At 73.5% G+C, this 22,057-nt stretch carries 16 protein-coding genes and 2 pseudogenes; 11 read left to right on the top strand and 7 right to left on the bottom strand.

All coding sequences use genetic code 11. The features are described from left to right. Window positions 1-366 (bottom strand): STAS domain-containing protein, encoded by a 366-nt coding sequence (locus ID554_RS22935; RefSeq protein ID WP_117229749.1) that lies wholly within the window; start codon window positions 364-366, stop codon window positions 1-3. A gap of 446 nt (window positions 367-812) precedes the next feature. Between ID554_RS22935 and ID554_RS22930 the strand changes: the two genes are divergently transcribed. From ID554_RS22930 to ID554_RS22920, 3 genes are all read left to right on the top strand, one after another. Further along, window positions 813-1,205, top strand: a complete 393-nt coding sequence (locus ID554_RS22930; RefSeq protein ID WP_117229750.1) for a hypothetical protein — start codon at window positions 813-815, stop codon at window positions 1,203-1,205. Between the two features lie 197 nt (window positions 1,206-1,402). Next, on the top strand, window positions 1,403-1,954 hold the full coding sequence (locus ID554_RS22925) for a BON domain-containing protein (protein WP_117229751.1): 552 nt from the start codon (window positions 1,403-1,405) through the stop codon (window positions 1,952-1,954). Between the two features lie 106 nt (window positions 1,955-2,060). Continuing rightward, a complete protein-coding gene (locus tag ID554_RS22920) occupies window positions 2,061-2,606 on the top strand; it encodes a DsbA family protein (protein WP_117229766.1) in 546 nt (181 codons plus the stop codon). 69 nt (window positions 2,607-2,675) lie between these two features. Here ID554_RS22920 and ID554_RS22915 read toward each other — a convergent pair whose 3' ends face one another. Then, window positions 2,676-5,432: a helix-turn-helix transcriptional regulator gene (locus tag ID554_RS22915; RefSeq protein ID WP_117229767.1), complete on the bottom strand. Its 2,757-nt coding sequence runs from the start codon at window positions 5,430-5,432 to the stop codon at window positions 2,676-2,678. Between the two features lie 187 nt (window positions 5,433-5,619). Between ID554_RS22915 and ID554_RS22910 the strand changes: the two genes are divergently transcribed. The 5 genes and pseudogenes from ID554_RS22910 (at window position 5,620) to serS (ending at window position 11,174) form a co-directional block, all read left to right on the top strand. After that, window positions 5,620-6,063 (top strand): hypothetical protein, encoded by a 444-nt coding sequence (locus tag ID554_RS22910; protein WP_117229752.1) that lies wholly within the window; start codon window positions 5,620-5,622, stop codon window positions 6,061-6,063. Next, a complete protein-coding gene (locus ID554_RS22905) occupies window positions 6,060-7,241 on the top strand; it encodes an alcohol dehydrogenase catalytic domain-containing protein (protein ID WP_117229753.1) in 1,182 nt (393 codons plus the stop codon). The genes ID554_RS22910 and ID554_RS22905 overlap by 4 nt, the downstream gene beginning before the upstream one ends. A 12-nt stretch (window positions 7,242-7,253) precedes the next feature. Further along, a complete protein-coding gene (locus tag ID554_RS22900) occupies window positions 7,254-8,459 on the top strand; it encodes a saccharopine dehydrogenase family protein (protein ID WP_117229754.1) in 1,206 nt (401 codons plus the stop codon). 99 nt (window positions 8,460-8,558) lie between these two features. Continuing rightward, window positions 8,559-9,711 (top strand): annotated as a pseudogene (locus ID554_RS22895) (DNA polymerase III subunit beta family protein). 182 nt (window positions 9,712-9,893) lie between these two features. Continuing rightward, window positions 9,894-11,174, top strand: coding sequence for a serine--tRNA ligase (serS, locus tag ID554_RS22890; RefSeq protein ID WP_117229755.1), 1,281 nt, complete (start codon window positions 9,894-9,896; stop codon window positions 11,172-11,174). Between the two features lie 160 nt (window positions 11,175-11,334). Here serS and ID554_RS22885 read toward each other — a convergent pair. The 4 genes and pseudogenes from ID554_RS22885 to ID554_RS22870 form a co-directional block, all read right to left on the bottom strand. After that, window positions 11,335-12,204, bottom strand: a pseudogene (locus ID554_RS22885) (cytochrome c biogenesis CcdA family protein); the annotation flags it as partial. Next, window positions 12,201-12,806 carry a redoxin domain-containing protein gene (locus tag ID554_RS22880; protein WP_117229756.1) on the bottom strand — a complete coding sequence of 202 codons (606 nt, stop codon included), beginning with the start codon at window positions 12,804-12,806 and terminating at the stop codon, window positions 12,201-12,203. The gene ID554_RS22880 and the pseudogene ID554_RS22885, both read right to left, overlap by 4 nt. A gap of 130 nt (window positions 12,807-12,936) precedes the next feature. Further along, entirely contained in the window at window positions 12,937-14,403 is a 1,467-nt protein-coding gene (locus ID554_RS22875; protein WP_117229757.1) for an NADH-quinone oxidoreductase subunit NuoF family protein, read from the bottom strand. Next, a complete protein-coding gene (locus tag ID554_RS22870; RefSeq protein ID WP_223884210.1) occupies window positions 14,400-16,214 on the bottom strand; it encodes a ferric reductase-like transmembrane domain-containing protein in 1,815 nt (604 codons plus the stop codon). Before ID554_RS22870 ends, ID554_RS22875 begins: the two co-directional genes overlap by 4 nt. A gap of 268 nt (window positions 16,215-16,482) precedes the next feature. Between ID554_RS22870 and ID554_RS22865 the strand changes: the two genes are divergently transcribed. Next, window positions 16,483-17,931: an alpha-amylase gene (locus ID554_RS22865; RefSeq protein WP_117229758.1), complete on the top strand. Its 1,449-nt coding sequence runs from the start codon at window positions 16,483-16,485 to the stop codon at window positions 17,929-17,931. A 305-nt stretch (window positions 17,932-18,236) separates the two neighbouring features. Further along, window positions 18,237-19,094 (top strand): L,D-transpeptidase, encoded by an 858-nt coding sequence (locus ID554_RS22860; RefSeq protein ID WP_117229769.1) that lies wholly within the window; start codon window positions 18,237-18,239, stop codon window positions 19,092-19,094. A 41-nt stretch (window positions 19,095-19,135) separates the two neighbouring features. Here ID554_RS22860 and ID554_RS22855 read toward each other — a convergent pair whose 3' ends face one another. Further along, window positions 19,136-19,699, bottom strand: coding sequence for a TetR/AcrR family transcriptional regulator (locus tag ID554_RS22855; RefSeq protein ID WP_117229759.1), 564 nt, complete (start codon window positions 19,697-19,699; stop codon window positions 19,136-19,138). A 148-nt stretch (window positions 19,700-19,847) separates the two neighbouring features. Here ID554_RS22855 and ID554_RS22850 point away from each other — a divergent pair, with 148 nt between their 5' ends. Next, window positions 19,848-22,010 (top strand): MMPL family transporter, encoded by a 2,163-nt coding sequence (locus ID554_RS22850; protein WP_199489256.1) that lies wholly within the window; start codon window positions 19,848-19,850, stop codon window positions 22,008-22,010. The last annotated feature ends 47 nt before the right edge of the window (window positions 22,011-22,057 follow it).

Below are 22,057 nucleotides of genomic sequence, written 5' to 3'. Positions count from 1 at the left end.
TCAGCCGCCGGGGAGGACCTCGGGGGTGGCGGCGGCACCGGCGTAGTACGGCTCCGGTGCGCCGAAGAGGCCGAGCAGGCCGGTCACCCAGAGCTGTCGGTGCACGAACCGACTGGGTTGGGTGACGATCAGCTTCACGCCGCTGACCTCTGCCGTCTGGAAGCCGGCGACCATCGCGCTAATGCCCACCGAGTCGATGAAGGTGACCAGCCGCATGTTGAGCTCGATCCGGGTCGGCCGCCCCTTGGCCAGCACTTCGGCGATGGCCTCTTTCACTTCGTACGCGGTGTCGACGTCGATCTCGCCCCGAGGGGCGATCTCGATGACACCACCAGGCCGAACCGTCTGCAGGATCGACAGGCTCACGCGAGCACCTCCACTCGCCCGTACGACGGGCGCCTCATCAGTACGCGGGCCGCGACCGAGAGTATTCCTCCGACGGCCTCGGTCGCCACCCCTCGGGATGAGCAATTCGCGGACATCGGCGCGTCAAATCACCCATATCCGGACTTATGCGTCCTATTGCTCGGTGCAAGCCGAGGCCCGCACCGACGAACCAGGGTAGCGGGCATCGGCTCGCCCGTCCGATGTCCGGCACCCGGCGTGCCCCTCGGCCGACGATCTGACCTGCGTCCCGGCGGGCGCCGATGGCGGGGTGTGCCCAGCATCACCGACGACGACCAGGACGAAGGGACGACACGATGCTTCGCGGTTTGCGGTGGCGTCCGGCGGGGCACAGCGTCGGTGGCGAACCGCCGACGTCCGAGGTCTGCCCCGGCCACCGGCTTCGGCACTGTCGAGGAGGGAACCACATGTTCGGAAGCAACCTGCTGGCCCGTCGCAGCAAGCCGGAACAGATCACGGACCAGGCGTGGCAACACCTCGTCTCGGCCGGCGACAGCATCCGGGACGCCGCCCGCTCGGCCCGGCACACCTCAGCCGGCTTCGCCGACGACGCCGGTGACCTGGTCGGCTCGGCCGCCGAGGAGGCGCGGCACCGGGCCAGCCTCGCCTTCGACGCGCTCACCGGGCGCCGCCCCGCGCTGCCCTGGACCCTGCTGATCGGCGCGGCCCTGGTCGGTGCCGCGATCGGCTGGGCCGCCGGCAGTGCCGCGCGGGCCGTCGGCAGCCGCGACCAGGCGGTCGACGACATCGAGTTCGTGGACGTCGAGCGTCCGGACTCCCCCGCCGACCCGCTCACCTGACGACGCCGTCCCGACCGGCGAATGTGTTAGGAAGGGTCCCCTGCCAACGCCTCGTGCATAGCAGGGGACCCTTCCTAACATCGCTCCGGGCATCTCGTCCGAGCCGGGTGATGCCGGATCATCCGGGCCGACACCAGGCTCGGTCCCGGCGGACCCGGATCCGGTCCGCACCCCGCCGCCACGAGAGGAGCGAGGAGATGGTCGGCATCTCGACGATCCACCGCACCGACGAGCACATCCGGACCGCGGTGCGCGACGAACTCGACTGGGAGCCCCGGGTCCAGCCGCACGAGATCGGGGTGACCGTCGCGGAGGGCGTGGTGACGCTCACCGGACGGGTGGACGGCTACGCCAAGAAGTGGGCGGCGGAGCGGGCCGCCCACCGGGTGGCGCAGGTCCGGGCGGTCGCCAACGACCTCGCCCTGCGGACGGCCACCGGCGCGGAGCGCACCGACCCGGAGATCGCCGCCGCCGTCGCGCACGCCCTCCAGTGGCACGCGTTCGTGCCGGTAGAGCAGATCGACGTGACGGTCTCGCAGGGCTGGGTCACCCTGCACGGCGAGGTCGAGTGGGAGTACCAGCGCCGCGCCGCCGAGCAGGTGACGGTACGCGTACACGGCGCCACGGTGCTGCTGAGCGGGTTGGCGCACTCGATGCCGGAACGCGCCGAGGTCGAACGGGTCGTCTGGTCCGCGCCCGGCATCCGCGAGGTGCAGAACCACATCGCGGTCGCCCCGGTGCTGAGCTGAGTCGCCCCGTGCCGGGCCGAGGTGTCCGGCCGCGGCGGCAACCACCCCGGCCGGGTGACCCACCCTCACCCGGCCGGGCACGAGACTGGCGGGTATGACCGATCGGCTGACCACGCCACTGCAGGTCACTGCGCGGCTCCGCACACCCGTCACGGAGCACGACCACGTCCGGGGTCCGGTGGACGCGCCGGTGACGGTCGTCCAGTACGGCGACTTCCAGTGCCCGTTCTGCGGCACGGCCCACCGCAATCTGCGGGAGGTGCTGCGGCAGCGGGCCGACGCCGTACGCCTGGTCTATCGCCACTTCCCCATCGCGAACATCCACCCGTACGCGGAACGGGCCGCCGAGGCGGCGGAGGCCGCCGGCCGGCGTGGGCGGTTCTGGGAGATGCACGACTGGCTCTACGAGCACCAGGACCAACTCGACCCGGTGCACCTGACGCTGGGCGTCGAGCAGCTCGGCCTGCCGGTCGACGAGGTGGAGGCGGAGATCGGGCGGCACGCCGGCGGTGACCGGATCCGGCAGGACTTCGTCGGCGCGATCCGCAGCGGCGTGGACGCCAGTCCCACCCTGTTCGTCAATGGCGACCGCCACGACGGCGACTTCGACCCGGGCACCCTCCTGACCGTGGTCGACGACGCCACCGGCTGACCACCGGCCGGGCGCGGTCCGACGGTGGCCGGTGGGCGTCGACCCACCCGCCACCGCCGTGCTCGCGGGTCAGATGAGGCGCAGCTGCCGGGCCCGGCGGACGGCGTCCCGGCGACGGGTGGCGTCCAGCTTGCGGTAGATGTTGCGGACGTGCGTCTTGACGGTGTTCACCGAGACGGACAGCTCGGCCGCGATCTCCACGTTGGACAGGATGCTCTGCAGGTACCGCAGGATGGTCAGCTCCCGCTCGGTCAACGGCTCGTCCAGTGCCGCCCCCGGAGCGCCCGCCGGCGTCCGCCCGTCCGGCACGTCGACGGCACGGACCAGGTCACTGACCGTCGGCCAGTGCGCCGTACCGGAGTCCAGGTGGGCGGCGAGCAGGTCCCGCAGGCCCGGCTCGGCCCGGGTGAACGGTCGCCGGTACCCGTCCGGTGCGGCCAGGTCGAGCGCCTGCTCCACCGTCCGGCCGGCCCGGCGTTCGTCGCCGCCACTGGCGGCGAGCAGCGCGTCGAGCAGTGCGGCGTCCAGGCGTACCGGCAGCGGCCAGTCGGCCGACGACGGCGCCGACCAGTCCGGCAGCAGGCGGGCGGCGGCGCGAGGGTCACCGGCCCGTAGTTCGACCCGGGCGGCGGCCACCGCCGTCGGCGCGTCCGGGTGGTCACCGGCCAGGTCCCGGGCCGTCGCCACGTCACCCCGGGCACGGTGCAGATCCGTCTCGGCCGCCCGCAGCCAGGACTCCAGCTCACCGCCCCGGCCGGACCAGTGGCCCCGGGCCTCCACCAGCAGGCGGTGGGCCACGGCGAGATCCCCCTCGTCGTGCCGCAGGCACGCCCGGCACCAGGCGGCCACCACGCCGGCCACCGCCTCGTGGCCCGCCGGTGTCGCCAGCACCAGGTTCGCCTCGGCTTCCGCGGGCTGGTCCCGGTGCAGCGCCACCAGGGCCAATGCCAGGTAGGCGTACCCGCAGTCGAGCTGCGCCGACCAGCCCTGGCACGGCGGCAGGGCCAGCGCCGCACGGGCCGCCTCCTCGGCCGCGCGCAGCTCCCCGCGCAGCGCCGCGAGCAACGCCGACCGGCTGGCGCAGACGAGTTCGGTGCGCGGGCGTCGCGCCGACCGCGCCGCCGCCAGGGCCGCGGCGAACCCGCCCGCCGCACTGGCCAGGTCACCGGCGTCGAGGGCGGCCAGCGCCGAGGCGGTACCGGCCACCGTCCGCACGTCGGCGTCGTCCCCGGCGGCCGCCCGTAGCCCGTCGGGGCGGACCGCCGCGCCCTCGTCCGGCGGCCGGACCGCTGAGCCGTCCGGGTCGCGCGGCGTGGCGGTCGGGCGGGTGGCGAGCAGGCGGGCGGCGGCGGCGCGTATCGCCTCGGGGTCGCCGGCCAGCCGGGCCAGGGTGAGCTCGACGGCGGCGACCAGCCGGGCGAACCGGCTGCGGCGCGGTTCCGGCAGGGCGCGGGCGTGCCCGGCGGCGAGCCGCAGGTGGTGGTGGGCCGCGTCGGCGTCGCCGTCGAGAGCCCGCTGGGCGGCGCAGGCCAGCGCGAGTTCCGGGTCACGCGACACCGCCTCCGCCGGGGGCGGCGGCGCCGGCCCGGTCGGGCCGCTCCGCTCGTACGCCAGCTCCGGCCAGCCGGTCACGAACAGGTCGGTGGCGGTCAACCAGTCGCCGGCGGTGAGCGCGTGCCGCAGTGCGTCGGCCGGGCGGCTGTTGCCGGCATACCAGCTCGCCGCGCGCAGGTGCAGGTCACGCTGTTCCTCGGCGGGCAGCCGGGCCAGTTCGCGGTGCAGCAGGTCGGCCAGCAGCGGATGGCACCGGTACCACACCGGACTGCCGCCGTCGGGGTGCAGCAGCCCGGCCTGCTCCGCGAGCACGCCGAGTCGGCCCTCGGCGTCGCCGTCGCCGGTCAGCGCCACCGCCAGACCGGCGCAGACGGTGTCGGCGACCGCCGCGCGCCGCAGCAGGTCACGGTCGGCCGGGTCCAGCCCGGCGAGCACCTCCGCACGCAGGTAGCCGGCGATCTCCGGCTGGTCCGCGCCGAGCTGGGTGATCCATCGTGCCGGGTCCGGCTGACCGTGCAGGGCGAGCGCGGCGATCCGCAGCGCCGCCGCCCACCCCTCGGTACGCCCGCGCAGCCGCTCGACGGCGGCGGCCGGCACCGCCACCCCGTGCGCGGTCAGCAGGTCGGCCACCTCGTCGGCGGTGAAGGCCAGCTCGCTCGGGCCGATCTCGGTCAGTTCACCGGCCAACCGCAGCCGGTGCACCGCCAGCGGCAGGTCGGCCCGCCCGGCCGCCACCACCCGCAGCCGCTGCTCGGTGTGGCGCAGCAGGAACTCCAGTCCGGCCAGGGCGGTCGGATCGGTGACGCGGTGCAGGTCGTCCAGGACCAGCACCACAGGGCGCTCCCGGGCGGCCAGGGCAGCGGCGAGCACCTCCAGTTCGTCCGGGCGCGGGGCCCGGTCGGGCACCGGCGTCCCGGCCGGGTCCGCCACCGGGTCCGCGACCGACCGCAGCGCCGCCGCCAGATACGACCAGAGGCGGTCGCTGTCGTCGCCGGCCTCCACCGATATCCAGGCCGGTGCCGGGGCGTCCGGGTCGGCCTCGGTCACCGCGTGCCGCCACGACGCGAGCAGCGTGGTCTTGCCCCAGCCGGCGGGCGCGCGGACCAGCGTGACCGGGGCCGCCACCCCCTCGTCCAGCAACCGGGCCAGCCGGGGGCGCAGCACCACCGGCCTGGGCAGTACGGCAGGCGTCAGCCGGGACGCCAGCAGGGGCGGGCCGGCCGGTGTGCCGACCGTCCCGGCGGTCCGTACGGTGTTGCGGTCATCCGGCATCCGGCCCACCCCCACGGACGCGTACTCCTCCCCCGGTCCTGCGGCGGGTGGTTACCCCACCGGCAGCGGTTCACCCCTTCGGGGCGAGTCGGGTTCACCTGACCCGGGGCCACCGTGGGGAAGGTTCCGTCTGCTGGTCGGGCGGCCGATCCGGGCGATCGGGGGCGGACACGATCAGGAGGTACGAGTGGGACGGGTCAGGACGGTCGTCGCGGTGGCCGGCGTCCTCGGCGGGGCGGCGGCGCGTACCGCCCGGGCGGTGGTCGCGCGCCGGTGGGCCGCGCGCGGCCGGGGACGCGACGGTGACCGTGCCGGGCACTGGCAGGTGGTGACGGTCGACCGGCCGCCGGAGCAGGTCCTGCCGGTGCGCGGCTGGCCCGAGCCCCTGCGTCGGCTCGACGGCTCGGTCGACGTCGCGCTGCGCGCCGCGCCCGGCGGCCGGGGCGTCGAACTGGCCGCCCGCCCGCGGCCCGACGCCACCCCGTCCGGGTTCGCCGCGCACCTGGTCGGCGACGACCCGAAGCTCCTGGTCCGCCGGACGTTGTGGCAGGTCAAGCAGCTCGTCGAGGCCGGTGAGGTGTTGCGCGCCGACCGGCTGCCCACCGACCGGCCGGCACGCCCGCCGGGATGAGGGCGTTGTGCTGGACCTCCGGCGGGGACCTGGCCGTACGCCAGGTCCCGGACCCGGAGTTGCGCAACGACCACGACGTGATCGTCCGGGTACGCCGCAGCGCCGCCTGCGGCGCCGACCTGTCGCTGCTCGCCGGACAGGCACCCGGTCCGGCCCCCGACGACGTGCTCGGCCACGAGTTCCTCGGTGACGTGGTGGAGACGGGAACGGCGGTCCGCCGGCACCGGGTCGGCGACCGGGTGGTGGTCTGCGCCTCGGTGGCCTGCGGCGCCTGCTGGTACTGCCGGCGCGGGCTGCCCGCGTGCTGCGACAACGGCAGCACCGAGCCGGACGCCGGGGAGGCGGAGTGGGGGCATCCGGTGGCCGGCTGCTTCGGCCAGCCCCGGGCCGCCGGTGGCTTCGCCGGCAGCCACGCCGAGTACGTGCGGGTGCCGTACGCCGACGTCGGGGCGTTCACCGTGCCGGATTCCGTCGGCGACGACCGGGCCCTGTTCGCCTCGGACGCCGCCCCGGCCGGCTGGATGGCCGCCGACCTGGGCGCGGTACGCCCCGGGGACGTGGTGGCCGTCTGGGGAGCGGGCGCCGTCGGCCAACTGACCGCCCGCGCGGCCGGGTTGCTCGGCGCCGGCCGGGTGGTGGTCGTCGACCGGCATCCGGGTCGGCTGCTGATGGCCCGGCGGCACACCGGCGCGGAGGCCATCGACCTACGCCACACCGACGTGCTGGCGGAGCTGCGCGAACTCAGCGGCGGACGGGGGCCGGACGTCTGCGTGGAGGCGGTCGGCGGCGCGGCCGAGGAACCCCGGTCCCTGGCGGACCGGTTCACCGGACGCCGCCGGGCGCCCGAGGCGCTCCGCGAGGCGGTGCACGCCTGCCGCAAGGGCGGCACCGTCTTCGTGCTCAACGGCGGTGCGCGCCTCGTCGACGCGTTCCCGATCGGCGCGGTGGTGCACAAGGGGCTCACCGTGCGCGGAGCGCGCCAGCACGGCCAGCGGTACATCCCGATGCTGCTGGACCGGATGGCCCGCGACGAGCTGCGTACCGAGCACCTGGCCACCCACCACTTCCCGCTGGAGCGGGCGGCCCAGGGGTACGCGCTGTTCCGCGACCGCCCCGACGACTGCCTGCGGGCCGTGTTCACCCCGCACGATCAAATCGACGGCCGGGTCGGTAGATGACATCATCGCGTGATGGCTGCGGAACGGACGTACGACGTCGTGCTGTTCGGGGCGACCGGGTTCACCGGTGAGCTGACCGCGCAGTACCTGGCCCGGCACGCGCCGGCCGGACTGCGCTGGGCGATCGCGGGGCGCAACCCGGACAAGCTGGCCGCCGTCCGGGACCGGCTGGCCGCGATCACGCCGGCATTGGCCGACCTGCCGCTGCTGACCGCCGACGTCACCGACCCGGCGTCGCTACGGGCGGTGGCCACGCAGGCCCGGGTGGTGGCCAGCACCGTCGGCCCGTACGTGCACCACGGGGAACCGCTGGTGGCGGCGTGTGCCGAGGCCGGCACCGACTACCTCGACATCACCGGCGAACCCGAGTTCGTCGACCAGATGTACCTGCGGCACCACGCCGAGGCGACCCGCAGCGGTGCCCGGCTCGTGCACGCCTGCGGCTTCGACTCGATCCCGCACGACCTGGGCGTCTGGTTCACCGTCAAGCAACTCCCGGCCGCCGTCCCGATCACCGTGGACGGCTACGTACGGGCGGGCGGCCGGTTCTCCGCCGGCACGTACCACTCGGCGCTGACCGCCTTCTCCCGGCGGGCCGAGACGTCCCGGGTGGCCCGCGAGCGGCGGGCCGTCGAACCCCGCCCTGCCGACCGCCGGGTCCGGGCCATACCGGGCAAGCTGGCCCGGTCGCGGGACCTGCCGGTCTGGGCGGTGCCGCTGCCGACCATCGACCCGCAGGTGGTGCGCCGTTCGGCGGCGGCCCGCCCCGAGTACGGGCCGGACTTCCGCTACCGGCACTTCGCGGCGGTGAAGCGCCTGCCCACCGTGCTGGTGGCGGGCGCCGGCCTGGGTGCGCTGGCCGGACTGACCCGGCTGCCCCCGACCCGGCGTTGGCTGCTCGGCCGGCTCGCCTCCGGCCAGGGCCCCAGCGCCGAACAGCGGGCCACGTCGTGGTTCACGGTCCGTTTCGTGGGCACCGGTGGCGGCCAGCGGGTGGTCACCGAGGTGGCCGGCGGTGACCCCGGCTACGACGAGACCGCCAAGATGCTCGCCGAGTCCGCCCTCTGCCTCGCCCTGGACGACCTGCCGGCCACGTCCGGCCAGGTCACGCCGGTGACCGCGATGGGCGACGCGCTGCTGACCCGACTCACCGCCGCCGGCCTCACCTTCCGCGTGCTTTCGGTGAAGCGTGACCTGCAAGGAAGGGACCCTTCCTAACGCCTGGCGCATAGGAAGGGACCCTTCCTAACATCCGTCCGGGGCCGGGTTGACCCTCGACCCGGTCGAGGCGGCAGGATCGGCGGGGTGGAGCGTGACCTGCGCAGCATCGGCGAGGTGGCCCGGGACAGCGGGCTGACGGTGAGTGCCCTACGGTTTCTACGACGCCGCCGGGGTGCTGGTGCCGGCCCGGGTGGATCCGGTGACCGGGTACCGCCGGTACACCGACGACCAGGTCGCTTCGGCCCGGCTGGTCGCCGGACTGCGCCGGGTGGGCATGCCGGTGGCCGAGATCGCCCAGGCCGTACGCGCCGATCCAGCCGTCGTGCACCGGCTGCTCGACACTCAGCTGCGCCGGCTGGCCGACGGGCTGGCCGACGCGCGCCGCGAGGTGACCCGGATCCGGGCGCTGATGCCGGTCGACGAGTCGACGGTCGCCACCCGACTCACCCTGGCCCGTGCGGGACTCGCCGACACCGTCGACGCCGTCCGCTTCGCCGTCGGGACCGACCCGGAACTGCCGGCGCTCACCGGCGTCCTGTTCGACGTGACCGACGCGGGCGTACGGCTGGTGACGACCGACCGGCACCGGCTGGCGGTGGCGACGGCCGACGCGGCGGTGGACGGTCCGGCGGTGCGCACCCTGCTGCCGCTGGAGGCGGTGGACCGGCTCCGCCGACTGCTGACCGACGACCTCGACGCGGACGAGGTGCGGCTGACGCTGACCGGGTCCCTGCTGCGCGCCGACGTGGCCGGGCGGGAGCTGCACGTCACGGCCCTGCCGGACGACTTCCCCAACTACCACGTGCTGCTGCCACGGGCGGGCGAACACGGGCCGACGCGCCGGATCGCGGTGGACGCCGAGTGGCTGGCCGACGCGCTGCGGTCGGGCGGCCCCACGCTGACCCGCGAGTACGCCGGCGCCCTGCTGCCGGTGACGGTGCTCGGGCTCGGGGCCGGGCTGCGCCTGCTCGGCCCCCACGACGTGCACCGGCCCGACGACGTGCACCACGCCGACGACCTCGGTGGGCCGCCCGACTCGGCCGGCGGGGAGCCGGACGGCGGCGGGCCTACCGGCGGGGAGTACGCCGAACTGCGGGTCGGCGTGAACGGCGAGTACCTGCTCGACGCGCTGAACGCGGCCGGAGGTCGGCGGCTGGTGCTCGAACTGGACAGCCCGGTCACCCCGCTGGCGATCCGCCGCCCGGACGACGCGGGCGCCTTCTCCATCCTGATGCCGATCCGGCTCTGACCGAGCCCGCCGCTGGCGCTGAGCAAAGAGGCCGCTGGCTCTGAGGGCGCGCCGCTGGGTCTGGACGTACCAGCCGCCGCTGGGCAGGATCGGCGGGCCGGGTGCGGGAGTCGGGGCGATCCGGGCGCGGCGGTAGCATCTGGGAGTCCACCCGACTTCCGGACGGAGGCGTACGGAGCAGCATGCTCGACATGGAGTTGATCCGGAGGGATCGCGACGCGGTGGCGACCGCGCTGGCGAAGCGGCTGGAGGCCGCCGAGGTCGACCGGGCGCTGGACGACATCCAGCAGCTCGACCGGGAGCGTCGCCGGCTGATCAGTGAGATCGACGGGGAACGCCAGCGTCGCAAGGCCGAGGCCCGGGCGTACGCGCAGGCGAAGCGGGCCGGTGTCGAGCCGGAGGCGACCTCCGAGGTCGGCCGCAAGCAGATCGCCGAGTTGGAGAGTGAACTCGACGAGGTGCAGGCACGGCTGCGTACCGTGATGAGCGAGCTGCCCAACCTGCCCGCCGACGACGTGGTCCCCGGCGGCAAGGAGGCCAACCGGGTGGTGAAGACCTTCGGCGCGCCTCCGGCGATCGAGAAGGTGCGTGACCACGTCGAGTTGAGCCGGGCGCTGGGCCTGGTCGACCACGAGCGCGGGGTCAAGCTGGGCGGGTCGGGTTTCTGGATGTACACCGGCCTGGGTGCCCGGCTGGAGTGGGCGCTGATCAACTGGCTGATCGAGCGGAACATCGAGGCCGGGTACGAGTTCCTGCTCCCGCCGCACCTGCTGCTGGACACCGCGGGCTTCGCCGCCGGCCAGTTCCCGAAGTTCTACGACGACGTCTACCACCTGGACAAGCAGTCCGCGCCGCGCGGGCAGTTCCTGCTGCCGACGGCGGAGACAGCGATCCTCGGCGCGTACCAGGACGAGATCCTGGAGACCGCGAAGCTGCCGCTGCGGGTGTTCGCGTACACCCCCTGCTACCGCCGGGAGGCGGCGGGCTCGCACTCCGACGAGCGCGGCACCGTGCGCGGCCACCAGTTCAACAAGGTGGAGATCTTCCAGTTCACCCTGCCCGAGCAGGCCGACGCGGCGCTCACGCAGATGGTCGCCCACGCGGAGGGCCTGGTCGAGGGGTTGGGTCTGCACTACCAGCGCAGCCTGCTGGCGGCCGGCGACTCCAGCGCCTCGATGCGCAAGACGTTGGACATCGAGGTGTGGATGCCCAGCACCGGCAAGTACAAGGAGGTCTCGTCGGTCTCCTGGGGCGGTGACTACCAGGCCCGCCGGGCGGCGATCCGCTATCGCGAGCCGGGCGGCAAGCAGACCCGGTTCGTGCACACGCTGAACGGCTCGGCGCTGGCGACCAGCCGGCTCCTGCCGGCGATCCTGGAGCAGTTCCAGCAGGCCGACGGTTCGGTGCTGGTGCCCGAGGTGCTCCGCGACCGGATCGGCACCGACCGGCTCACCCCGCGCTGACCGGTTCGTCGGGGGTCGCCGCGTGCGACCCCCGACACTCCGACCCGTCCTTCGGTGTATCGCCCGGCGCGCTGTCGATCCGTGCGCTTGCGCCCGGTGCGGCATCGCTGGGTGCAGTGCCGCTCCGTGCGCTCACGTCCGGCGGCTCGCGATGGGGTGCAGTGTTAGCAGGGGACCCCTGCTCTACCGCAGGCGTTAGGAAGGGCCCCTTCCTTCGCAGCAAGCCGGCGAGCAGCAGCACGCCGACAACCGCGACGAGCACCGCAGGGCCCGCGGTGTCCAGGGCGGCGGCCAGCGAACGCTGGATACCGGCGACGGCGCCGACCACCGGGTCGGCGAGCGCCTCGCGGCGACCGGCGGCCAGCCGCGCCTCATACCAGCCGTACCAGGCCACGTAGCCGCCGGCGAGCAGCAGCACCAGACCACTGACCCGAGGCGCCCAGGCGCCGGCGCCCCGGAGCCGGGCCACCACTTCGCCGCGCAGCAGCGCCACGCCGAGCGCGGCCACCGCGACCACCAGCCCCATCCCCAGGGCGTACGCCCCGAACAGCGCCAGCCCGCGTCCGGTCGACCCGGCCTGGAGGCTGGTCACCACGATCGCCAGGAACGGGGCGATGGCGCAGCCCAGCGAGGCGGTCGCGTACGCCATGCCGAACAGCACCATCGACGGCCAGCTGCGGGTCAGTCGGGGCGCCCGGGCCAGCGGGCGCAGGCTGGGCAGCCGTCTACCGGCGAGCAGCCAGCAGCCGAACAGCACGAGCAGCAGCCCCAGCCCGACGGTGAACCAGGGCAGCCGGGGACGCAGCCACCCGGCGAGCGGGGCCAGGGCCAGGCCGAAGGCACCGAACACCAGCACGTACCCGCAGGTGAGCGCGGCGGCGGCGGTGAGTGCCCGCCCGACGGCGCCCCGGATGTCGGTGGCCCCGGCGACCAGCAGCGACAGGTACGCCGGCAGCATCGCGAAGCCGCACGGGTTGACCGCGCCGAGCATGCCCGCGGTCAGCGCGAGCAGGAGCGGCGCCTCCATCAGGCGGCCAGTGCGGTGACCCGGCGGGTGAGGTCCTCCCCGTCCAGCCAACCCTTGTGAGCGACCTTGCCCTCACGGTCGATGATCACGAACGTGCTCTGCTCGACGACCCCGAACCGCCGCCAGAGCGTGCCCTGCCGGTCGTCGAGCTGCGGCATCGGGCCGAGTTCGAACTCGGTGACGAAGTCGGTCATCGCCTTGCGTTCGCCGAGTCCGGCCACGCCGATGATCGGCACGGTGTCCCGGAAGCCGGGTTCGATCTCGGCGATGGTCCACGCCTGGCTGGCACAGGTGGCACACCAGGGCGCCCAGAACCACAGCACCACCGGCCGACCGGCCAGGGTCGCGGCGTCGAACGCCGTACCGGCCAGGGTCTGCCCGGTGAACCGCAGGGTGTCGGGTACGGGCACCGGAGCGGTGGGGCCGGGCGTCGGTCCGGCGGGCGCCGCAGACGCCGGGGTGGGTGCGGGCGCGGAGGCGGACTCCGGTACGGCCGCGGCCTCCTCGCCCGAGCCCGCGGCACCGCAGCCGCCGGCCGCCAGCGCGGCGGCGAGCAGGACGGCGACCGCACCGATGGCACGTCGCGTCTGTCGGACCGGCCTCATCGGTGTCTCCTTCGGTTCGCTGGTAGGGCCACCGGCCGACCGCCCGGTCCCGCTTCGGTCACCGCACGCGCACGCACTCCCGCTTCGCTCGCGGCACGCGTGCCCGGTACCGGCTTCGGTCGCGGCACGCTCAGGCCTTGGTCAGCCGCAGCGCCAGCTCCGGGCAGACCTTGACCGCCTTCGACGCGCCCTCCCGCAGCCAGGTCGGCACCGGGGTGGGCGGGAAGGCGGGGTAGCCGTTCTGGTCGAGCCGGATGAAGTCCGGCACCACGTGGGCGCACAGGCCGTGGCCGTCGCACCGGGACCAGTCCAGGACCAGCTTCTGCGGGTCGGGGTCGGGGGCGCCGGGCAGGCCCATCATGCCCTTGACCCGCCGGCCGCAGCCCTCGCCGGTGGTGTGCTTCTTGAGGTCGTCGGCGAAGACCTCCATCGCGGACAGCGCGAAGCGGGACGTACCGTCGGGGTGGCTGCACGCACCGCGCCCCTTGACGTCACCGGCGGCGGCCCGGACCACCTCCACCGGCGCGCTGCCGGAGACCGCCAGGTCGACCGCGCGGGCCAGGTCGGGCAGGCCGCGCTTGCACGGGCCGCACTGCCCGGCCGACTCACCGGCCAGGTAGCGCACCACCTGGGCGGCCTCGCCGAGCGGGCAGGTGTCGTTCGCGAGCGGCACGATGATGCCGGCGCCGAGGGTGCCGCCGACGGCCGCGAGGCCCTTGCGGGAGACCTCGGCCTTCTCCGCCGCCTCCCTGGTGATCCACTTGCCGTGGTAGCCGCCCGTCAGGATGCCCGGCCCGTCGGGCACCTCGCAGAGTTCGAGGATCTCCCGCAGCGGGGTGCCGGCCGCGCACTCGACCACCGCGTGCCGCTTGGCCGCGCCGGTCACGCTGAGCAGCACGGTGCCAGGCTCGTCGTCGGTGCCGAGCGCCGCGTACTCGTACGGGCCGAGGCGGGCGGCCACCGCGAGCTGCGAGTACGTCTCGGCGTTGGAGAGCAGGGTGGGCAGGTTGCTCACACCGGAGTCGCTGGAGCGCTTCTTGGTGCCGGGCGGGATGTGCGGCAGCCCGTTGATCCCGTTGACCAGCGCGCCGCCCTCCCCGCTGATGAACCGGTGCGGCACCGTCACCACGCTGGTCGGCACCGGCATCCGCCGCTCGCCCAGCGCCTCCATGAGGGAGTCCCGGCCGACCAGGTCGTCGGCCACGCAGAGCACGATCTCCTCGGCGTCCAACGCGAACGCGGCCAGTGCCGCGCCGTCCAGGATCAGGTGCGGGGCCCGGGTGAGGATCACCTTGTCCTTCCAGCTCGCCGGTTCCCCCTCGGTCGCGTTGACCACCACCACCGGCGGCAGGTCCTGGCGTTCGCAGGACTCCAGCACCGCCCGCAGCTTCCTGGCGAACGGGAACCCGGCGCCGCCCTTGCCCTTGAGCTGGATACCCTCGGCGAGACGCAGCAGGTGGGACGGCTCCATCGGGCTGATCGGGCCGTGCACCATCTCGTGGGCCCGCAGGTCGAGCCGGCCGAACTCGGCGAACCCGGCGGTGAGCCGGGGCTCACCGACGCAGGCCACCGGCGGGACCACGGCACGCGCCGTCACTTGGCCTCCCCGCGCAGTCCGGCCCAGTAGGCACCGTCCACCTTGTCCGGGTCGGCCCGGCGGCGGCGGCTCTCGGATGCCCGGCGGGCGCGCCGGGAGGCGAGGTCGACCAGGGTCGGCGTGTCGTCCTCCACGGCGTCCTCCGGGGCGTACCGGGCCGGGGGCCGCCAGTAGTCGGTCTCCGCCTCGGGCACGTCGTCCTCGGCGCTGTGCCGCCCGCCGCCGCTACGCGGCTCGGCGGAGATGGGCGTACCGGAGATCGGCGAACCCGAGATGGGCGTACCGGAGATCGGGCCGGCCGAGATCGGGGCGTTCGACTCCCAGCGGCGCGGGCTGTCCCAGGGCTCCTCCGGCTCGTCGACACTGCGGCGGGGCGGGGACGAGTAGCGGGTACCGGCGTCGTCGTCCACCCGGGAACGGCGGGACCGACGGGTCTCCTCGTCGTCGCGGCGGCGCCGGCCGCCCGGCTCGCGCCCGTACTCCGGTTCCTCCTCGCGACGGCGCGCGGAGCGGCGGCCCGTCGACTCGCGCTCCTCCTCGCGGCGGGAGGCGCGCCGCCGGACCGGCTCCTCGTCCTCGCGGACCCGACGGCCCACCGGCTCCAGTTCCTCCTCGTCCCGGCGGTACGCGCGACGCCCCGTGGACTCCGTCTCGTCGTCGCGGCGGGCGGTACGTCGGGCCGGTTCCTCGTCACGCCGTCGGGACACCGGCTCCATCAGCTCGGTCTCCCGGCGGATGGCCCGCTCGAACTCCTCCTCCTCGCGACGCGAGGGACGCCGTACCACCGGCTCCAGGTCCTCGTCGAGACGGTCCCGGCCGGAACGCACCGACTCGCGCAGGCTGCCCGGCTCGGGGACCACCGGCACGGTGAAGCGCTCGGGGTCGTTGCGCCGGATGGTCGGGCTGGCCCAGGTGCCGGAGGTGCTCTCGGCCCAGCTCATGTCACGCCGGACCCGCTTCTCCCGGCCGTCCTCGCCCTCGGCGCGGCGGCCGGTCAGGGTGCCGAGCAGGCCCTTGCCCCGGGTCTCCTCGGTGGACTTGCCACCGGCCATCGCCTCGTTGAGCGCGGCGGCCTGGTGCTGCTCGCGACTGCGGCGCTGAAGGCTGACCGAGAGGCGGACCAGCAGCGCCACCACCACCAGCACCACGCAAAGCCAGTAGCTGAGGGTGACCCAGGTGGCCGGCGCACGCCCGGCGCCGAGGCCGTGGAAGATGCCGAAGGGCCATGCCAGGTAGGCCATCGAGTGCAGGCCGCGCCACAGCCACCTGGGGCCGACGTCGGCGAACCGGGCCCGGATGATGCCGGTCCAGAGCACACCCACCATGAGCAGCGCGGCGATGGTGCCGAGGCCGACGTAGAGCCCTCGGCCGCCGACGAACGGCACCGCCACGTCGGTCACTCCGGCCCGGCCGCTGGCGATCTTGGTGATCACGTGGAAGACCAGGCCGGCGACACCGAGAATGCCGGTGGCCCGGTGCGCCGACTGCAACAGCACCCGGTGCCGGATCAGCAGCACGAGCCGGTCGGTGGCCAGCAGCCCCATCATCACGGTCAGGCTCAACGCGACCAGGGCGATCACACCGGCGAAGAACTCGGTGAAGAAGAAGCCCATGGCGTACGCCCGCTGGCCGAAGCTGGTGAGCATCATCAGCGCCCACAGCGCCGCGATCCCGGACGCGGACAGCGCCAGGATCTGGCCGCGGGACCGTACCCGGATCCCTCTGGTGCTGGTGCTGGTACGGACGGCAGGCGCCTTCTCGTTCTGCGTAGCCCGGGCCATGTGCTCCTCGATCGTCTCGCGGCGGCGCACCGCCGGCCGACCCTGTTCCCCACACCAGTACGTCTGGATCGGGCAGTCGGATTAGCTCCGGACAAAAATTTCTCGACGAGTTGTCGAACCGTCCCTCCCTACGGCGCGTGTAACGACTCCGCCGCACCGCCGGGACGCGGTTACGGACGCCCATGCATTGACAGGCACCGAAACGTACTTGTTAACCTTGCTGAAACTTTCAGCCCGGAGTGCAAGATCCGGGCAGCCGCGCCACCATACCCCGCCCTCCGGCACCCAGGAGCACCCGATGCGTCGACGTCGACTCCGCCCGGCGATCATCGCCCTCGCCGTGATCGCCAGTCTCCTCGCACCCGGCACCGTGACCGCGCCCGCCGCCGTCGCCGCCCCGACCGGCGGTAAGAAGGTCATCGCCAACCTCTTCGAGTGGAACTGGCCCTCCGTCGCCGCCGAGTGCACCGGCACGCTCGGCCCCAAGGGCTACGGCTACGTCCAGGTCTCGCCCCCGCAGGAACACGTACGCGGCAACCAGTGGTGGGTCGCCTACCAGCCGGTCAGTTACCGGATCGAATCCCGCAAGGGCACCCGCGAGCAGTTCCGGTCCATGGTCAGCACCTGCCAGGCGGCCGGTGTCAAGGTGATCGTCGACGCCGTCGTCAACCACATGTCCGGCCAGACCAACGGCGGCACCGGCTGGGCCGGGTCGTCCTACCAGCACCACGTCTACCCCGGCATCTACCAGGCGCAGGACTTCCACTACTGCGGCCGCAACGGCACCAACGACATCGTCAACTACCTCGACCGCTACGAGGTGCAGAACTGCGAGCTGGTCAACCTCGCCGACCTCAAGACCGGCTCCGAGTACGTCCGGTCCCGGCTGGCCGCGTACCTCAACGACCTGCTCTCTCTCGGCGTGGACGGCTTCCGGTTGGACGCCAGCAAGCACATGCCCGCCGCCGACATCGCCGACATCCTGCGCCGCCTGAACCGTCCGGCGTACGTCGTGCAGGAGGTCATCCACGGCGCCGGCGAGCCGATCCGGCCCGAGGAGTACACCGGCAACGGCGACGTGCACGAGTTCCGCTACGGCAAGGACCTGGCCCGGGTGTTCCGCTCCGAACGGCTCGCCTACCTGCGCAACTTCGGCGAGGGCTGGGGCCACCTGCCCAGCTCGGTGGCGTCGGTCTTCGTCGACAACCACGACACCCAACGCGACGACGGCGGGGTGCTCACCTACCGCGACCGGGGCATCTACGCCCTGGCCAACGCCTTCATGCTGGCCTGGCCGTACGGCTCACCGACGGTGATGTCCAGCTACACCATCACCAACCGTGACGCGGGCCCGCCCTCGGACGGCGGCAACAGGACGCTCAACACCACCTGCTACTCCGGCTGGGAGTGCGAGCACCGCTGGCCGGTGATCGCGAACATGGTCGGCTTCCGCAACGCCACCGAGGGCGCCGGGGTCAGCAACTGGTACGACAACGGCTACCAGCACATCGCCTTCAGCCGTACCGGTCGGGGCTTCATCACCATCAACGACGAGGACTTCCCGATCACCGGCCGCTCGTACCAGACCGGCCTGCCCGCCGGCCGCTACTGCGACGTCATCCACGGCACCTTCACCAACGGCACCTGCACCGGCCCGATCATCACCGTCGACGCCAACGGCTGGTTCGCCGCCACCGTCCCCGCCCACGACGCCATAGCCCTCCACCAAAACGCCCGCCTCCCCTAACCACCCCCCCACCCCCCACTCCCCGCCCCGCACCCGCCCCGTCGAGTTGATCAAGAGGTTTGCGTCAGGTTCCCGCCTGCCGTCGACGCAAACTTCTTGATCAACACGGCGGGGGGTGGGGGGTTAGTCCTTGTCGCTCCGCTTCGCGAAGCGGCCCTAATCGGGAGGAAGTAGGTCTACTTCCGAGTTAGGGGTGGGTGGGGCGGGAGTCGCGTGGGGGAAATGGGGGTTTTGGGGGGTTTGGGTTGTTAGGGTGGGTTGTGCTATTTGAGGGTTGGCGCAGGGGGCGGCGGGGAGTCGTGGCGGTGGGGGTTGCCGTTCTGCTGGGCGGGTCGGCGTACGCGGGTTGGACGCTGACGCCGCCGGGGCCGGGGCCGGCACCGGTCGCCGGACCGAGCGACCGGGCAGAGGTGCCGAGCACGACGCTGCCACCGCTCGACGAGCCCGTCCCGTCGGCCGCGCCGGCGCCGGAAGATCTGCCGGAGATCGACTACGCCCCGTCGCCGGCCGGTTTCCCCGACGACCCGGACACCCTGGACACCACGCCGCTGACCGAGGGGCTGCGGCCGACCCGGCGACTGGCCGCGTACGACGGGCCGGGCGGGCGGCCGGTGGCCTTCCTGATGCCCACCATCAGCGGCGTGCCGCTCACCGTGCCGATCGCCCGACGTGAGCGGGGCTGGACGGCTGTCCTGCTCCCCTCGGCCAATCGCAAGCTGGCCTGGCTCCCGCCCGGTGGTTTTCGCACCGTGGCGCTACGGGACCAGATCGTGGTGGAGCGGGTGGCGTACCGCCTCACCTGGTTCCGCGACGGCGTCGCCCGCCGCACCTGGCAGGTCAGCCTGGGCCAGCACGGCCAGGAGACACCGCTCGGCCGCACCTTCGTCCTGGGGCGCACCCCACCCCCGGAGAGCGTGTACGGCGGAGTGGACATCTACGCCCTCGGCTCCATCCCCGACGACCCGGACTCGGTCCCGCCCAGTTTGCGCGGCGCCCACATCGGCATCCACACCTGGTATCACGACGGTGAGCTGGGCCGGAAGACCACCAACGGCTGCATCCGGCTCACTCCCGGCGGGCAGCGGATGCTGCTGGCGGAGGTGCCCGAGGGCAGCCCGGTGGTGGTCGTCGACGAACTACCCACCGCACCGGCGACCGCCTGAGCAGACGGCCACCGACCGAGCTAGAGGCCGCCGGCCGGGACTCAGCCGGTGATCGGGGCCAGGTAGCCGCGTAGGATCTTCTTCAACTCCCGCACCTCGACCTCGCGCTCACCCTCGGGTGCGGCGACGACGATCGGCAACATCCCCTTGAAGACCTGCACGAGGGTACGTGCGGCCCGGGTGCGCTCGCCGGCTGCCAGGTCGGGCGCGCGGGCGGCGAGTACGGCCTCGACCCGCCCCAGGAGGGCCGCCTGGATCGGCGCCGCCGCCTGGGTGAGACCGGCCGGCATGTCGGGCCGGGCGAACAGCGCCTTGAAGCCCGGGTTGTCGAGGTTGAAGGCCAGGATCGGGTCGACCACCCGGTCGAGCAGTTCGTCGAGGTCCATGGTGGCGAAGTCGGCGCCCTCGAACGCGCCCTGGTGCGCCTCGCGCATTCCGGTGACGAACCGGTCGGCCAGCGCCTGCGCGATGGCCTCCTTGTTCGGGAAGAACTGGTACAGAGATCCGGGCGAGATGCCGGCCGCGGTCGCGATCGCGTTGGTCGTCGCCTTCTCGTAGCCCGACTCTGCGAAGACGGCGGCGGCCGCTTCGAGGATGTCGGCCATGCGCCGTTCTCCGCGTGCCTGTCGGCGCCGTGGCTGACCGTCAGTCGCCTCCACAGTCGACCCCCTCTTGAAAAACACGAGCAATCGCTCGTATTGTTGCGGACGAACACGAGTGAGAACTCGCAAAATCGTCCTGAGGGAGATTACCGTGCTCGTCGCGCGCAGACCGAGATGGGTTCTCGCGATCGCACTCCTCGCCACCGTCCTGGCCGGACTCGTCGGAGCCGGCACGATCAACGCCCTCTCGCTCAACCGCTTCGAGGCACCCGGCTCCGAATCCATGCAGGCCCGGGACCTGCTGGGCAACCGGTTCGGCACCGGCTCCCCCAACGTCGCGCTGCTGGTCACCGCACGCGACGGCACCGTCGACAGCGCCGAGGTGGCCGCCGCCGGCCGCGCCCTCACCCAGGAACTGGCCGGCCACCCCGGGGTCGGCGACGCCTGGTCGTACTGGTCGCGCGGCACTCCGGAGACGCTGCGCAGCGACGACGCCGGGCAGGCGATGGTGCTGGCCTGGGTGCCCGGCGACGCCAACGAGGTACGCCGGGCCGTGCTGCCCGATCTCGCACCGCACTTCACCCGCGAGGACGCCGTCGTCACGGTGACCGTCGGCGGCGGCGACGAGGTGTTCCGGACCGTGATGGAGCAGGCCCGCCGCGACTTCATCCGCGCCGAACTCGTCGTCGTACCGCTGGTGCTCCTGCTGCTGTGGCTGGTCTACCGGCGGATTTCCGCCGCGCTGGTCACCCTCGGCGTGGGAATCTTCGCCGTACTCGGCTCGCTGGCACTGCTGCGTGCGGCCACCACGATCACCGACATCTCCACGTTCGCCTCGAACATCGCCCTGGTCATGGGCATCGGGCTGGGCGTCGACTACGGGCTGTTCGTCATCTTCCGGTTCCGCGAGGAGCTACGTCGGGGCAGCGAGGTATCCGAGGCGGTCACCCGGACCGTCCGCACCGCCGGGCGTACCGTGCTGTTCAGCGGCGCCACCGTCGCGGCCTCCCTGTCGGTGCTGTTCGCCTTCCCCTTCCCGTTCCTCAGTTCCTTCGCGTACGCCGGCATCGCCGTCGTGCTCGCCGCGGTGGTCGGCGCGACGGTGTTCCTGCCTGCGGCGCTCGCGCTGCTCGGCCACCGCGTGCAACGACGCGGCCCGGACCGGCCCGAGAGCGGGACCTTCTGGTACGCCCTCGCCGCCCGCGTGATGCGCCGGCCGCTCGGGTACGGTGGCGCGGCGCTCGCCGTCCTGCTGCTGCTCGGGGCCCCCTTCCTCGGGGTGCGGTTCGGACTGCCCGACGACCGGGTGCTGCCCACCTCGGCCCCGGTACGCCAGATGTACGACCAGATCCGGGCCGGTTTCTCCGAGGAGGAGGCCGACGCCCTGCACGTGGTCGCGCCGACCGGCGACGCCACCACGGTCGCCCCGTACGCCGCCGCCCTGTCCCGCCTCGACGGCGTCGTCCGGGTCGACTCGGCGTCCGGCTCGTACATGGACGGCACACCGGCACCGGCGCCCACCGGCGTCCGGTACGACGGCGAGGGCACCTGGCTGTCGGTCGTCCCCAGCAGTGAACGCCTGGCGTCCGACGCCATCGGCCTGGTCCGCGAGGTACGGGCCGTACCCGCACCGGTCGACGTGCTGGTCGGCGGCTACCCGGCCGAGCTGACCGACTACCGCGACGGGGTGACCGAACGCCTCCCGCTCATCGTCGCGCTGATCGTGCTGGTCACGTTCGTGGTCCTGTTCGTGATGACCGGCAGCGTCGTCGCACCGGTCAAGGCCACCGTGCTCAACGCGCTGAGCCTGTCGGTCATGTTCGGAGCGCTGGTCCTCGTCTTCCAGGAGGGACACCTCTCCGGCCTGCTCGGATTCACCCCCACCGGGTCGATCGAGCCGAGCATCCCGATCCTGATGTTCTGCATCGCGTACGGGCTCTCCATGGACTACGAGGTGTTCCTGCTCAGCCGGATCAAGGAGGAGTACGACCGGACCGGCGACGCGATCGGGTCCGTGCCGCTGGGCATCGCGCGCAGCGCACCGCTGGTCACCGCCGCCGCCGTCATCCTCGCCGTCTCCTTCGCCACGTACGCCACCGGACAGGTGGTCTTCCTCCAACAGCTCGGCATCGGCATGGCGCTGGCGGTGATCGTCGACGCGACCCTCATCCGGGGAATCCTCGTACCCGCGTTCATGCGCCTGGCCGGCGGCGCCAACTGGTGGGCACCCGCTCTGTTGCGCCGCCTGCACCGCCGCATCGGCCTCACCGACGAACCCACCCCACGCCAGGACGACCTGGCACTCACCCGATGAGGAGAGCAGGCGTGCCCGACCAACGACCCCTCGGCCGACGTACCCGG

This window comes from Micromonospora craniellae, assembly GCF_014764405.1.
GTDB lineage: Bacteria > Actinomycetota > Actinomycetes > Mycobacteriales > Micromonosporaceae > Micromonospora > Micromonospora craniellae.
Note: the sequence above shows the minus strand (reverse complement) of the source record. Positions and strands in the feature narration are given on the sequence as shown.

Bases quoted from the DNA above. Each gene is read 5' to 3' on its own strand.
- ID554_RS22905 (WP_117229753.1), top strand. From the start codon at position 6,060: ATGAGGGCGTTGTGCTGGACCTCCGGCGGGGACCTGGCCGTACGCCAG.
- ID554_RS22925 (WP_117229751.1), top strand. From the start codon at position 1,403: ATGGTCGGCATCTCGACGATCCACCGCACCGACGAGCACATCCGGACC.
- ID554_RS22930 (WP_117229750.1), top strand. From the start codon at position 813: ATGTTCGGAAGCAACCTGCTGGCCCGTCGCAGCAAGCCGGAACAGATC.
- ID554_RS22865 (WP_117229758.1), top strand. From the start codon at position 16,483: ATGCGTCGACGTCGACTCCGCCCGGCGATCATCGCCCTCGCCGTGATC.
- ID554_RS22855 (WP_117229759.1), bottom strand. From the start codon at position 19,699: ATGGCCGACATCCTCGAAGCGGCCGCCGCCGTCTTCGCAGAGTCGGGC.
- serS (WP_117229755.1), top strand. From the start codon at position 9,894: ATGCTCGACATGGAGTTGATCCGGAGGGATCGCGACGCGGTGGCGACC.
- ID554_RS22880 (WP_117229756.1), bottom strand. From the start codon at position 12,806: ATGAGGCCGGTCCGACAGACGCGACGTGCCATCGGTGCGGTCGCCGTC.
- ID554_RS22900 (WP_117229754.1), top strand. From the start codon at position 7,254: ATGGCTGCGGAACGGACGTACGACGTCGTGCTGTTCGGGGCGACCGGG.
- ID554_RS22915 (WP_117229767.1), bottom strand. From the start codon at position 5,432: ATGCCGGATGACCGCAACACCGTACGGACCGCCGGGACGGTCGGCACA.